Annotated in this window: 11 protein-coding genes, 1 tRNA gene and 1 pseudogene; 3 read left to right on the top strand and 10 right to left on the bottom strand. The window is 44.2% G+C overall.

All coding sequences use genetic code 11. From position 1 onward, the window contains the following. Position 1: 1 nt before the first annotated feature. Positions 2–685: a JAB domain-containing protein gene (locus K5677_RS09980; protein WP_296727488.1), complete on the bottom strand. Its 684-nt coding sequence runs from the start codon at positions 683–685 to the stop codon at positions 2–4. Between the two features lie 28 nt (positions 686–713). Further along, the gene (locus tag K5677_RS09975) at positions 714–941 is read right to left on the bottom strand and encodes a helix-turn-helix transcriptional regulator (protein WP_296727485.1); all 228 of its coding nucleotides are present in this window, start codon (positions 939–941) and stop codon (positions 714–716) included. A 425-nt stretch (positions 942–1,366) separates the two neighbouring features. Here K5677_RS09975 and K5677_RS09970 point away from each other — a divergent pair, with 425 nt between their 5' ends. Beyond that, complete coding sequence (locus tag K5677_RS09970; RefSeq protein ID WP_296727482.1) at positions 1,367–3,319, top strand: GGDEF domain-containing phosphodiesterase; 1,953 nt, start codon at positions 1,367–1,369, stop codon at positions 3,317–3,319. Positions 3,320–3,401: 82 nt separating this feature from the next. On the opposite strand, the gene K5677_RS09965 is transcribed toward K5677_RS09970, so the two are convergent. Beyond that, entirely contained in the window at positions 3,402–4,430 is a 1,029-nt protein-coding gene (locus K5677_RS09965) for a 3-deoxy-7-phosphoheptulonate synthase (RefSeq protein ID WP_296727480.1), read from the bottom strand. Positions 4,431–4,661: 231 nt separating this feature from the next. Between K5677_RS09965 and K5677_RS09960 the strand changes: the two genes are divergently transcribed. Beyond that, positions 4,662–6,380, top strand: a complete 1,719-nt coding sequence (locus K5677_RS09960; RefSeq protein ID WP_296727478.1) for a S41 family peptidase — start codon at positions 4,662–4,664, stop codon at positions 6,378–6,380. Between the two features lie 113 nt (positions 6,381–6,493). On the opposite strand, the gene K5677_RS09955 is transcribed toward K5677_RS09960, so the two are convergent. From K5677_RS09955 to K5677_RS09945, 3 genes are all read right to left on the bottom strand, one after another. Beyond that, positions 6,494–7,252, bottom strand: a complete 759-nt coding sequence (locus tag K5677_RS09955; protein ID WP_296727477.1) for a hypothetical protein — start codon at positions 7,250–7,252, stop codon at positions 6,494–6,496. Positions 7,253–7,415: 163 nt separating this feature from the next. Next, positions 7,416–8,579 (bottom strand): ABC transporter permease, encoded by a 1,164-nt coding sequence (locus K5677_RS09950; protein WP_296727473.1) that lies wholly within the window; start codon positions 8,577–8,579, stop codon positions 7,416–7,418. A 2-nt stretch (positions 8,580–8,581) separates the two neighbouring features. Further along, the gene (locus tag K5677_RS09945) at positions 8,582–9,361 is read right to left on the bottom strand and encodes an ABC transporter ATP-binding protein (RefSeq protein ID WP_296727472.1); all 780 of its coding nucleotides are present in this window, start codon (positions 9,359–9,361) and stop codon (positions 8,582–8,584) included. A gap of 276 nt (positions 9,362–9,637) precedes the next feature. On the opposite strand from K5677_RS09945, the gene K5677_RS09940 reads away from it, so the two are divergent. Next, positions 9,638–9,713: transfer RNA gene (locus K5677_RS09940), tRNA-Trp, on the top strand. A 131-nt stretch (positions 9,714–9,844) separates the two neighbouring features. Here the strand turns inward: K5677_RS09940 and K5677_RS09935 are convergent. The 4 genes and pseudogenes from K5677_RS09935 to K5677_RS09920 form a co-directional block, all read right to left on the bottom strand. Beyond that, the gene (locus K5677_RS09935; RefSeq protein ID WP_296727470.1) at positions 9,845–11,065 is read right to left on the bottom strand and encodes a tyrosine-type recombinase/integrase; all 1,221 of its coding nucleotides are present in this window, start codon (positions 11,063–11,065) and stop codon (positions 9,845–9,847) included. A 150-nt stretch (positions 11,066–11,215) separates the two neighbouring features. Further along, positions 11,216–11,803: a hypothetical protein gene (locus K5677_RS09930; RefSeq protein ID WP_296727468.1), complete on the bottom strand. Its 588-nt coding sequence runs from the start codon at positions 11,801–11,803 to the stop codon at positions 11,216–11,218. A gap of 74 nt (positions 11,804–11,877) precedes the next feature. After that, positions 11,878–12,840 (bottom strand): annotated as a pseudogene (locus K5677_RS09925) (tyrosine-type recombinase/integrase). Positions 12,841–13,088: 248 nt separating this feature from the next. Beyond that, on the bottom strand, positions 13,089–13,307 hold the full coding sequence (locus tag K5677_RS09920) for a helix-turn-helix domain-containing protein (protein WP_296727465.1): 219 nt from the start codon (positions 13,305–13,307) through the stop codon (positions 13,089–13,091). Between the last annotated feature and the right edge of the window lie 343 nt (positions 13,308–13,650).

The raw sequence follows: 13,650 nt of genomic DNA, 5'->3' as shown, positions 1-13,650 counted from the left end.
ATCAGAACGCAAATGCGCCGCTGCCGCGCATTGAGAAGCATCTGCCGCTGCCGAAGATGACAAGGTCAGAAAAGCCTATGCCTATTGCGGAAAGAAGCTCTCCGAAAATGCTTGCGATACGATAGTCCTCGTCTTTGGGTATGGCAAGGTCTTTTACATGGTTTATGCCAATGCATACTGCGGCTGCTCCGCTTTTCAGAATCATCGCCGCAAGCTCTTTAGGTGTAATGTTTGCGGTCAGAAGGTCGTCTATTGGCAGAGTTATGGTGCGCATTAGCTCAGAGCGTGTGGAAAGACAGAGAATATTGCATATTCTGGCGTTTATCCCCTTGAACTGCTGGGCTATGCAGTCGCAGAGCTGTTTGCGGTCTGACAGAGTCTCGCTGCTGTGAGAGCTGCGCATATAGCTGATTCCGAAGTCATTAATGAGCTTCAGGAATGCGGCGCCGCCTTCGCCTACACCTTTGACGCTGCGGAGCTTTTCCTCGTCGGCTGAAAGCACTTTGCTGAGACTGCCGAATCGGTCGGTCAGGTCGTGTGCGATACCGTTGGTATTCACTACGGGACGTGCGTAGAACAGTATCAGCTCTAAGAGCTCATGTTCAAAGAGACCGTCCTGTCCCGAGGAAAGAAAGCGCTGTCTCATGCGGCTTCTGTGTCCTGCGTGAGAGTTTTTGTCGTTCATATATTTTACTCCTTGATAATAGCTGCTGTCATTGTTTATTATTCTTGCTGAGCTCCCTGACGTTTGTTCTGCCGAGGATATAATCCACGGAAACGCCATAGAAGTCCGCAAGTATCAGCAAGTGCTCAACAGGTATAGTTCGGAAGCCTCTTTCATAGCGTGAGTAAACGGTCTGACTTGTATGCAGGAGCTGGGCTATCCTGGTCTGGGACAGGTCCATGTCTTCACGCAGGTCTCTTAATCTTTGAAAATGCACATTATCACCTCTGTTAGAACCTTTTGGTACTATTGACTTTAACACATACAGAAGCTGTTGTGCTGGATTTAGTACTTATTGGTACTAAAAATTACAGAAAAAGCTTGCTGTCTGTGGAGCTTGCGGGCTCAGAAGAAAGTTTACATTATTATTGATGCTGAACTGTTGTGTTTTTGGAATAAATATGTTATAAGCGGCGAGCCGCCGCAGCCTTTTTCGCGTAAAAGTATTGCAGAACGGGAAATTTTTTGCTTTGACTATTGCTATTCGTCAATATTTATGTTATAATATAATAAATATATGCTCTGTTTACGATTATTTATATTAAACTGTCATAAAAACTGCACTTTTGATTTAAGCTGAAAAGTCCTTCTACCCGTCCTGTTCTGTAAACAAAACTGTATATAGCCAAAGGGGGGACAGAAATGATCAGGTATACCGATTTCTGTTTTGGTGCTGCTTTATCAGCTTTATTGATCTGTTTGGGAAATTTGTCGTTTACTATTCTTGATGGTCATACGAGAAAGCCGCAGAATCGCATTTATATGTCGCTTCTCATGCTTCTTGCGATCAACGCTGTCTGCGAAATGATCAACGTCCGCATGGGAGAATATGAAATGAGCTCAGAAGTGGCTTTTATGATTTCTCGGTCGTCAAAATATGTATATTTCCTGACACATTCTCTTATAGCGCCTGTGCTTTACTACTATCTTTCGTTTGTTATCGGACGCACAGTGGGCTTTCGGTGCAGCTCTGACGCAGCGGTGAAAGAAAAGCTCCGTGTTGCAGTATCCTGGGCGATAGTTATCGTTTCTGAGCTTGTTATCGCTGTGAATCCGCTGATGCACTGGTGCTGGTACTACACAGAGGAGAGAATATTCCACAGAGCCTGGGGCGAATATATATTTATCTATATTATATCAGGTTTATGGATCGCTGCTGCTTTCATAATGTGCATGAGGTCATGGAATATCCTTTCAAAGGGGCGAAAGCGCTCTATTGCCATATGTTTTCTGCTGGCGACAGTAGGTGTGTGTGTACAGCTCTTTATACCGCAGCTCAGAGTAGAGATACTTATTGAATCCATAGGCTTCTCGGGGGTACTGCTCTTTATCGAGAATGAGGACGACCGCAAGAATGTTGAGCTTGATGTTTATAATTCGGCGGCGTTTGCGCTTGATCTGAGGGCAAACCTTAAAAACAACATTCCCGTAAAGGTGCTGATAATACGCAGCATACGCTTTGATAAGACTGCAAATACCGTTGTTTTCGGAAGAATGAACCGTGACCTTATCATAAAAGAGGTCTCGGATTATCTGGAAACTGTGATACCTCGCTATTTTATCTATTCCGTCGGTCACGGGAGATTTGCTCTTGCTCTTTACGATCATACCGACAAACAGGTCCATGAGCTTGCTGAGGCTATTGATAAGCGTTTTCAGAAGCCCTGGTCGGTAAACGGCATTGATATAATCGTTTCTGCAAGGATAATGCTGGTGAATGTTCCCGAACGTGCAAAAAACGTTGAGGAAGTTATCTATATTGCCGAGTGTCCTATCCCCGACCATATGCATGAGCGCATCATCGAGGGGAAGTCTCTTGACTGGATAATACGGCGCGCTGCTGTAGAAAAGGCTGTCACACACGGTCTGGACAAGGGCAGCTTTGAGGTCTATTATCAGCCTACATATAATATCGACAAGACGCTTCACGGCGCAGAGGCGCTTCTGCGCATGAACGATAAGGATATGGGAATGATCTATCCCGATGAATTCATTCCTATTGCCGAACAGCTCGGTATCATTGATGTTATCGACGAATTTGTGCTGAAGGAGGTATGCAAGTTCATATTTACGGGTATTCCTCAGAAATACGGTATGGACTGTATAAATGTCAATCTTTCGGTGCTGGAATGTATGAAGGAGGGCTTTGCGGAATATGTCAGCGGTGTAGTTGAGGCTGAGGGAATACGCAAAAAGATGATAAACTTTGAGATAACCGAATCGGTTGCCGCAAAGGACTACACTCATCTTGCTGATGTTATCGAGCAGCTGAAGCGTGAGGGATTTCAGTTCTCTATCGACGACTACGGCACAGGCTATTCAAATATGTCCTCGCTGTTTTCTCTTGGAGCCGATATTATCAAGATAGATAAGAGCATACTCTGGAATGCCGAAAAGAGCGAGCTGGGCATGACTTTGCTGAAAACCTCTATAGATATGGTGCATAAAATGCAGAAAAAAGCCCTTATGGAGGGCGTTGAGACAGAGCCGCAGATAGAGATACTAAAGGAGCTTGACTGTGAGTATTTACAGGGCTTCTACTTCTCAAAGCCGCTTCCGAAGAATGAGTTTATAAGGCTTATTCAGAGTCACTGATACAGATAAAAAAGCTTCGTTTTGCATATGCGTAAAACGAAGCTTTTATGCGTTTATGAGTTTTCAGCACGTAAAGGAGAAATTATGCTTTATCAGCAATCTCAAGAATCATTTTTTCGGTCTTTTCCCAGCCAAGACACGGATCGGTAATTGACTTTCCGTAGATGTGCTCATCTACCTTCTGGTTTCCGTCCTCAATATAGCTCTCTATCATAAAGCCCTTTACAAGCTTGCGGATACTGTCGTTGTATCTGCGGCTGCTGAGTACCTCCTTGACTATACGGGGCTGCTCTAAGTGGTGCTTGCCTGAGTTGCAGTGATTTGTGTCAACTATGCAGGCAGGATTGCTGAAGCCTTTTTCCGTGTAGAACTCGTTGAGGAGCTGGAGATGCTCATAGTGATAGTTAGGCATACTTTGGCTGTGGTGGTTCTCATAGCCTCTGAGGATAGCGTGAGCAAGGGGATTGCCCTCGGTAACTACCTCCCAGCCTCTGTAGAGGAAGGTATGACCTGACTGAGCAGCTTCAATGGAATTCATAAGAACAGGCATACTTCCGCTTACGGGGTTTTTCATGCCGACAGGAACATTGAGTCCGCTGGCTGTGAGTCTGTGCTGCTGATTTTCAACAGAACGTGCTCCTATAGCTACATAGCCTAAGAGGTCATTGATATAGCGGTGATTCTCGGGGTAGAGCATTTCATCTGCACAGGTAAAGCCTGTTTCCTGAATTGCGCGCAGATGCATTCTTCTGATTGCAACGATGCCCTTGTACATATCGGGCTTCTGGCTTGGATCGGGCTGATGGAGCATTCCCTTATAGCCCTTGCCTGTGGTGCGGGGCTTGTTTGTGTATATTCTTGGTACGATAAGAATTTTGTCTTTTACCTTTTCCTGAACGCCTCTGAGACGTGTGATGTAGTCTATAACGCTGTCCTCGATGTCAGCTGAGCATGGTCCGATGATGAGGAGTATTCTGTCATTTTCACCTCTGATGACCTGTGCGATCTCTTCGTTTCTTGCAGCAATTACCTTGCTGAGCTCCTCGGATACGGGGTATTCGCTCTTTACCTCGGCAGGTATGGGGAGCTTACACTTGAAGTTCATATTCATAGCTTTTTATCCTTTCATAGACAATTCTGAATTTCAAAACTATTATAACATATTAATTTGAAAAAATCAACAATCGCGGCAAAAAAGAGTTGGAGATAATTATCTCAGCGCGGAAAAGTATGCTGAAGGCGCTGTCATAGAGTGTGATAGTGGGTTTACGGTATTGCTTGACAGTAAATATCAGTTGGAGTATAATTTTTGTAGTAAACAATATAAAAGGGGAGAGCAGGTATGAACAAACTATGGGGCGCTTTGCGCTTTATGCTGGCAAATACCGATAAAGTGCATATAATATGCTTCGGAGCGATACTGCTTATGATGCTGGTACTTGCGGTGCTTCATCATCGCTGGCAGCATTACGAAAGGGAGATGAAGCTGTGGAAAAAGCTTTGTCTGATACCACTGGGGATAACTACGGTTCATTATTTCATATTTGTTTCTGGATTTGATGGCTTTCTCATGCGTTATTCTCCCATGTATCTTACAGCTATTATTGCGCTGCTTCCTGTGTTATGTGCAGTGCATAAAAAGGGCTATAGGGTAACTGCTTCGGCTGTTGGAGTGTTAAGTGTAGTTTTTTGTGTTAGCTTCTTCATCTCACCAACTAAGGCACATAACTATACTCGGAAAAGCTATACTAAGTCGTTCCGCGCTTTGGTAAAGGAAATGGACAGGAGCTATGTTATTAAGGAGTGGAAGGAGATAGATTTTTCTGCACTTGAAGAAAAGTATATGCCTCAGGTGAGAGAAGCGGAGCAGGAGAGTGATCCTGCTAAGTTTGCCGACGCAGTGATAATGTTCTGCAATGAGCTCCATGACGGTCATGTGGCGGTGCATACCAATTATGACAGGGAAAAGTATGCTTCTGTGTCTGAGCTGAAAGACTACGGACTTTCAATGACAGAGCTTGACAGCGGAGAGGTGATCGCTGTCTGCACCAATGAAAAAGTACACAGTCTCGGGATAAAGGACGGCACTGTCATAACGAAATGGAATGGTATGCCTGTTTTGCAGGCAGCTGAGGAAAAGATACCCGGCTGCGGACAGCCGGTGAGGTCAAATGCTGAAAGGCTCGCACTATTTGAGCTTGCAGGCTCGGGCGGAGAAAGTGTAGAGGTATCCTTTATAGATGATGCTGACACCGAGCAGACCACTACTCTCTCAGCTCTTGATAATGAGCATACCTACGATGATGCGTATGACAGATTTGCGCATCTGCCTGAGAACTACAGTGACCTGATAACTTCAAATTACCATACAGAGATGCTTGATGACAAATGCGGCTATCTTATACTGAGTGCTGAGACTATTGAAAATGTAGTGAGCGATAATATATGCTTTTACGCAGGGAAAAGCAGAAGTAAGGGCAGAATGTTCCGCAGCAAGCTCAGAAAGCTCAGAGAACAGGGCATGGAATATCTCATAATAGATATGCGCAACAACATGGGCGGAAACAGCGCTGTGGGCGTGGAGCTGTGCTCTCTGTTTACCAATGAAGACAGATACTCTATGGGACTTGGTGTCAGAAGGGGAGGAGAGAATATCCGCCTTACCGAGAACATGATATGTGCAGACGGAGAATTTGCAGACCTTAGTGTAGTTGTGCTGACAAATTTTGAAAGTATCAGTGCTGGAGATGTGACTGCGAGAGATCTGGCAAAGCTGCCCAATGTTACTCTTGCAGGTATCACCGATCCCAACGGCAGCGGTCAGATAACAGGTGGCTGCTGTATCCTTTCAGATTCAATAGTAAGCGTCAATTACCCTATAGGACTTACTCTTGACGAAAACGGCGAGCCTGACATCGATACCCGTGCCGATCAGGTAAGCCGTGATCCTGTGGAGGTACGTATTCCTTTTGACTATGATGCGGCTATGAAGATATTCCGGGATAAAGAGGATTATGAGCTGGAATGGGCTGTGAATTATCTTGAAAATAATGCTGAATAAGCAAAAAAGCTCCTCTATGATTTAAAAGATACCCATATAGAAGTTTTGCCCCTGAGTGTTTCAAAGCACTCAGGGGCATTGTATATTATACGCTTGCTAAGATAAATCAGAATTTATTTGAAATAAGCGGTATCAAACTCCTCGCCGTTGTTTAGCTTATCAAATAATTCTAACAACCCTTTCTGCTGATGAGTCTCCATCCAAACACCGACCTCATGTTTCGCATTCAGGTAACGGAAACGCCTGTCTTCTACCGTTCCAGCATAAAATTCAGAACCTGTATCCATATCTTCGAGAGGAAGTGCGTTTTTTCCGTTATCAGTCTGTTCAATCCATGCATCCAGCCCATATTGCTCCCGATAATCATTTTGCGTGGCAAGTCCCTCATCAAACCATGTAGGAATCCCTTTCAGAGCATTTGTATTCAGGCGGGTATGCAGCTCCGCATGAGTGAGTTCATGTGCTAAAATGTCAATATTAAGGTATTCATCTGAAACAGAAATGTAGTTTTTCTTCGGATCAAATATTGAGGTTTTCGTATCATGATCTCCGTCGAGCTTTGAAAGCAGATTATCATCATCACAGATGATTACGATCGTTTTAGTTGTATCGGTACACTGTAATTCTCCGAAAAACGCTCTGTCCCGTGCTAATGCATCTTCCGTGATCTGAATCGCTTCTTTGATATTACCGGAATAGTTTTTATTCGCATAGATATGATCTGCTACCTTTTCAAAGGAACTGCGGTACGGAACTGACATTCGATAGCCTAAATCCGTAAATTGTAAAAAACAGACAGCCGCCAGCAACAACAGCAGTATCAAAGAAATACAACAGCATAATATGATTTTCTTCTTTGATTTCACTTTCATGTTCATTTCTCCTGTAAATTCCGATTTATGTTAGTAACTATTATAGCACCACGTTACTGCATTGTCAATAGAAACGCCATAGTATATCTGACCTGACATCAGATATACTATGGCTAAAAACTTCTATATCAGCGCCGCCTTTTACATAGGGGAGCTTTTTTCATCAGCCGTTTACGATCTTTTCCTTGTTGAAAAGTCTTCCGACAATAAATATACCCAGTGCAGCAGCTGCTATATTTATTCCAAAGGTTATCAGTGCATCGGAAAGATTGTATTCTACTCTGATAACGTCCTGAAGGAGCTTTACTGAGTTCCAGACGGGGATAAGATAATTGGTAGTTCCCAGCTTTTCTACACTTTCCGAGAAACTTTCTGTAGCGTTGAGCATTGACGGTATCATAATGACAAACAGAAGTATAGGCGAAAGCGTTGTTGCCTGTTTTACGTCCTTTGCAATAGTTGAAATGATAAGCAGTACAGCAACAAGCATAAATGAGCCTGTGATTACTGCGCCAAAGAGAAGCACGTATTCAACTGCACTGTAGGTCACGGCTTCACCCATATCCATTGCTTTTGCAAGCTTAGGCAGTGAAACAGCCATACCGATAAATGCAGAGCAGCTTGCTATTATTGCTACGATAAGTATGGAAAGGGATTTTCCGGTTGCAAGACTTCCACGCTTGATAGGTGTGATAAGCAGTGTGTTGAGGAAGCCTTTTTCCTTATCGCCTGCGATAGAGTTTGCGGCAAGATTCATGCAGACAAGATATACTGCCATGAATACCATAAGAGGTATTATTCCGCCAAGAAGCTTTCTGAACATTGCATCGCTGTCAAACAGATCATATGTGTTGCTTTCGGTCTCGTTAAAGGTAAATGTACGTGGCTGCATCGTTGTAAATACAAACGTTGTTTTTGAATACAGCTCCATAGAATTACTCTTCTGTGAGTTGTAATATATGTCGATGTTTGAAAGGTCAGCTGCACCCGGCTCTGACATTTTGAAGCCGTCAGGGAATACCATGAGAAGGTCAAGCTTCTTGTCCTTGATCTGGTCCTGATAGCCTTTGATGTCGTTATCGGGAGCAGGAGTTATTTTCAGCTCTTCAAGTGCGTCCTTGAATTCCTCAGGAGCGTTTATGCTGTATGCAACAACGGGCTTTTCAAGCTCCTCGGAGGATTCCTCCTGGGCATTCATCATGGACGTCATAAGCATACAATATCCGAAAACAAAAATGAAAGGCAGGACGAACATCTGGAGCAGTATTGCTTTGTCGCTGAAAAATGCCTTTATTTCTTTTTTTGCAACTGTAATAATATCTCTCATGGTCACACCTCATCATTTCCGCCGTTAAGGCTTGTATAAATATCGTAGAATGCGTCCTCAAGAGAACGTCCCTGCATGAGGTTTTCAAGCGTATCGTCTGCGACGATCTTTCCGTCCATTATCATGGCGGCTCTGTCACAGACCTTTTCTACGAGATCAAAAAGATGTGTGGAGATTATTACGCATTTTCCTGTTTTTTTCATATCAAGTATGAACTCGCGTACTACGCGGGCAGCAATAATATCAAGTCCGTTTGTAGGCTCGTCAAGGATAACGAATTTCGGATCATGAATAACGGATATTACCAGCGATACTTTCTGTCGCTGTCCCTGTGACAGCTTTGAGATAGTCGTATCTGCAAACTTGTTTATCCCGAACTCGTCAAAGAGCTCCTTTTTGCGCTTTTCAGCAGCGTTCTTTGGTATATGATAAAGCTCTGCGAAAAAGTCGAACATGATATTGGGGGTAGACTTCATATCAGGCTTTAGATCAGTAGTCAGGAATGCCAGCTGTGAGCGTATCTCTTTAGGAGACTTTACAACACTGACTTCGTTGTAGAAAGCGTCACCGCTGTCAGGAGCAATCAGAGTTGCCAGCATACGCATGGTAGTTGTTTTGCCTGCACCGTTAGGGCCTATAAGACCGAAAACTTCACCAGACTTTGCAGTGAAGCTGATACCGTTTACTGCGATTTTTTTCTTTTCCTTTATGCCAAGTGATTTGCGCTGTTTTTCACTTATGGCAAAGGTTTTTACAAGGTTTTGTACTTTCAGTGTTTCCATTATATCCTCCTTGAAAAATAAACTTTATGCTGTGGTTTTACCGCAGGAGTGTATATATACATTATACACATTGATAACAAGATTGTCAAGTCTTTATCAAAAATAATGGAAATTTTTTACTGCACAGCAAATAAAGGTTTTACCTTCCAAAAATGTATTGTATATATCATAGCAAGTGAAATATAGTTAAAAAATAAAAATTTCTAAAACCTATTGACAGCGCTTGCCTGTTCTGATATAATATTTATGTTGTGATTAGCTCATAACTTTATATTTAGGGGTATAGCTCAGTTGGTAGAGCAGCGGTCTCCAAAACCGCGTGCCGAGGGTTCAAGTCCTTCTGCCCCTGCCAAAAAACGCCGTAAATTAGCCATTTACGGCGTTTATCATTTATGAACGCCGATTTTTTCTAACACTTTTCTAACACTTTGAATTTGTTCGTGTCCTGCGCGGAGCTGTTAAAAGTTCTGTGCAGGACTTATTTTATTCATTTACGGCAAGTGCTCGGGCTATCATAGCTGCCGAATTTTCCTTGCTTGAATAGTCCAGATGAGCATAAATGTTGGCTGTTACCTCAAATGTCGAGTGCCCGAGCCAGTCCTGTATCGCCTTCATCGGAACTCCGCTTTTCAGCAATAAGCTGGCACAGGTGTGACGTAAATCATGATAGCGTATATGTCGGAAGCCGTTTTCCTTGATGAGCTTGCCGAACTGGACTGTTATGAAGTTCGGACGCATCAGTTTGCCTGTGGCGTCGGTGCAGACATAATCATCGTAGTCGTGGCAGTATGCTCCCCACAGAACGGACGCATTCATTTTCTGCTGCTGTCTGTGGTATAGCAGTTCATCTTCAACGTCTTTGATTAGCGGAAGCGTTCTGTTGCTTGACTGATTCTTCATTCTGTCAAAGCCTTTAGGCTGGAGCTTACCGCCTATATTGGCTTCGACTACCTTATGTGAAATTGAGATAGTCTTGTTCTGGAAGTCGATGTTGCTCCATTTTACCCCGAGAGCTTCGCTCCGCCTTAGTCCGTAGTACGCCGCAAGCATTATCGGAATGTACACGGGAGTCTCCCTCGCCGCGGTCAGCAGGTCTTTCAGCTCCGCTTCGCTGTAAAATGTCGCGCGGTAGCGTTCCTGCTTCGGACGGTCTGCGTGGTCGCATGGATTATCGTCGAGGAGCTCCTTCTTCACCGCATACCTGAACGCCGCATGGATAAGTCCATGATAGCGCAGAGCAGACGTTCCTGAAAGTCCTGCTTCTTCAAGGCAGGCGTAGAAATCGTTCAGGTCCTCGCCTGTAAGGTCGCCGACCGTAATACCGCTGTTCCCGAAGAATTCGCTTATCCTGCCGCTTACCATTTTCCTGTAGCCGTCTATCGTTGACGGCTGGAGCCTGTTTGACGCTGAATCTATCCAGTCCGTGAGAAACTCCGCTATCAGCTGAGACTGTATCTCTTCGCGCCGCTGAATGAACTGCTCGGGAGCCTTCTTCTTGCTGACGGCTCTCATGAGCTTTCGCTGACTGCGGTTGTACTCCTCAAGCACCTCAGCCATGCGAGCCTTTGCCGCTTTCTTGCTGCCCTTGCTGTCAAGTCCGAGCGATACCCACTTTATCGAGCGTTTGCCGCTGCGGTCGTACAGATTCACAAGCACATAGTACTTGCCGTTTTTTACTTGCAGATTTCCTGTTACTTCTTTCATTTTTACCTCCTGTTTCGGAAATCCGCTTCAGCAACCACAGTATACCACAACCGCCGCCGAAAAGCAATATTCGGACTCAGAATTAAGATTTCAGACACATTTGCGGGTAAAAAAAACAAACCGGAAAGTGGTTAGCTTTCCGGTTTATACTCATAAGTTATAATTACAATCAGATTCTGCATTTACAATTTCAAAAACATAAAGGGGGTATAAGTATTCTTCATTTTTATCATCAGTAATCCAATACATTCCGTGTTCCATCCAGTCACACTCGTAAATCTTGCCAAATGTTAATGGAAATAAAGGATTATTACCAATGTATCTCAACTGTCGTTTATTTAAGTATTGCTCTTTATCAGATTGAAAAGTGATCCTCTTGCCACAGCCATAACATACAAATGTAACAATTGTTGTTAAAGGCGCATCACTGTAAACATGAATTGTATCGGAATGACAGTGCCCACATTTCCCTGGAGTACCAAACTGTAAATAATCTCGAACACACTTAACCCATGGGCTTCGTTCTCTTCTCCGTTTTAACCAAGCTGGATTTGCTCTTTCATTTGGTTCAAAGCCAACCCCATTAGCACATTCTCTCTTGAATTCAAAAAGATAGTTCTCATTGCCATAAGTGCCATTTGGGTAAGCATCACAGGTAGATAGCCAACCGTCTCTTAATTCGGAATGACGATGTTTACAGAAAGAACTGCAAAAATCTACACTGATTGATTTACTCATGCAATCACCCAATTCACTTCTTTTTCTCATTATACCATAAGCTGATAGAAAAAGTCAACTGATACAATATAAACTCACACAGCCAGCACCTGCGAAATTATCTCCGCCGAATGCTCCTTGCTGCTGAAATCAAGATGAGAATAAACGTCGGCAGTTGTGCGGTAGTTCGAGTGTCCAAGCCACTCCTGTATCTCTTTCATGGGCACTCCGTTGGCGAGAAGCAGGCTCGCACAGCTGTGGCGGAGGTCATGATAGCGTATGTGCTTCAAGCCGTTCTATTTCAGCAGCTCACTGAATTTTGCCGTAACATAGTTTGGTCTGAGAAGCTGACCTATCTCATTCACACAGACATAGTCATCGTATTCGTGAACGTAAGAATTTCCGCATAAACGGCGCTGCTCGTCCTGGTGGAGCTTCAGCCGCCGCAGAGCCATTGCCACCTCTTTCATCAGCGGAAGTATCCTGTTGCTGGACTCCGTTTTCATTTTGTCGTGACCTACCGCCTGATACTTGCCGTCCACAAGCTGCTCCACGACCTTGTGTGCGATACGGATAGTGCCGTTCTCGAAGTCGATATTGCTCCACTTGATACCGAGGACCTCGCTGCGGCGAAGTCCGTAATATGCAGCAAGAAGCACGGGAATGTATATCTCGCTCTCCTTCGCTGCACGGAACAGCTTCGTCAGCTCTGATTGAGTATAGTACGCTCCGCGGTACTTCTCAGCCTTGGGACGGTCGGCGAAGTCGCAGGGATTGCTGTCAATGTACTGGTGCTTCACAAGAAAGCTGTACGCCGAATGTATCAGCGCATGGTACTTCTGCTGAGTAACGCCTTTCAGTCCCTGCCTCGTAAGATAGGCGTAGAACTCGTTCAAGTCCTCGCCTGTGAGATCATAAACGGTAGTGCCTCTGCTTTCGAAGAACTCTTTTATTCTTCCGTTGCAGAGACTTCTGTAACCGTCAATGGTAGTCGGTTGGAGCCTCGCAGACGCGTGGTCAATCCATTCTTCGATGTATAAAAACAGGGGCAGAGCCATCATGCGGCTCTGCTCCTTTATAAACTGCTCGGGGTGTTTCATCTTTGAGATAACTTTCAGTGCCGCCTGCTGTTTCTTGTTGTAGGCGACAAGCAGCTCGTCGAGGAAGGCTTTCGCAGCTTTCTTATTTCCTCGGACTTCGTATCCAGTGGATATCCACTTCTGTTTTCGTTTGCCTGTATGGTCATATAAATTCAGCACGGCATAGTACTTGCCGCGCTTGGCTTGCAGACTTCCTGTTACATTTTTCAAAGACAGCACCTCCTTGTCCCGAGTATATATTCAATGACTTTTATCTTTGGTATCCTTATATTCTTACCGACCTTGAAGCTCTGTATCTCGCCGTTGCTTACTAATTCATAAGCAGCATGGCGACCTACCGACAGCATTTTCATCAGCTGCGGAACACTCACCACGTCGGGATAATCGGTAAACATCTTGTCGTACATCTTTTCAATATCTGCCAATAGCTAACACCTCTCTTTATTATTCTAAACACGATCATGATCATTAAATTGTTCATTTTACATTTCTCCTTTATTATAATTTTGAAGGGAGCGGTGGTTTGCCGCTCCCTTGGTACGAAAATGGGTACGGAGATTTGCCGTACCCTTTACGAGCATTAAGGGTATAGTGCTTCACGATACCCTTGCCGCAAAGGGTGTCACGTTTCGGTGCTGTTGACAAACCCATGTTTTTGCAATAAAAAACAGCCCGAATAGCTTTCGGACTGAAATAATAACTGAATATTGATGTAAAATAGTATCTCTACAAGCCTTTTTAAGTTTAAGGCGCATGCCGATAAGAGGC

This window comes from Ruminococcus sp. (genome assembly GCF_024684275.1).
This window is presented reverse-complemented; position numbering and strand designations above follow the sequence as displayed.

Excerpts from the sequence above, each read along its gene's own strand:
- K5677_RS09980 (WP_296727488.1), bottom strand. The coding sequence starts at position 685 with ATGAACGACAAAAACTCTCACGCAGGACACAGAAGCCGCATGAGACAG.
- K5677_RS09970 (WP_296727482.1), top strand. The coding sequence starts at position 1,367 with ATGATCAGGTATACCGATTTCTGTTTTGGTGCTGCTTTATCAGCTTTA.
- K5677_RS09965 (WP_296727480.1), bottom strand. The coding sequence starts at position 4,430 with ATGAATATGAACTTCAAGTGTAAGCTCCCCATACCTGCCGAGGTAAAG.
- K5677_RS09960 (WP_296727478.1), top strand. The coding sequence starts at position 4,662 with ATGAACAAACTATGGGGCGCTTTGCGCTTTATGCTGGCAAATACCGAT.
- K5677_RS09955 (WP_296727477.1), bottom strand. The coding sequence starts at position 7,252 with ATGAAAGTGAAATCAAAGAAGAAAATCATATTATGCTGTTGTATTTCT.
- K5677_RS09950 (WP_296727473.1), bottom strand. The coding sequence starts at position 8,579 with ATGAGAGATATTATTACAGTTGCAAAAAAAGAAATAAAGGCATTTTTC.
- K5677_RS09945 (WP_296727472.1), bottom strand. The coding sequence starts at position 9,361 with ATGGAAACACTGAAAGTACAAAACCTTGTAAAAACCTTTGCCATAAGT.
- K5677_RS09935 (WP_296727470.1), bottom strand. The coding sequence starts at position 11,065 with ATGAAAGAAGTAACAGGAAATCTGCAAGTAAAAAACGGCAAGTACTAT.
- K5677_RS09930 (WP_296727468.1), bottom strand. The coding sequence starts at position 11,803 with ATGAGTAAATCAATCAGTGTAGATTTTTGCAGTTCTTTCTGTAAACAT.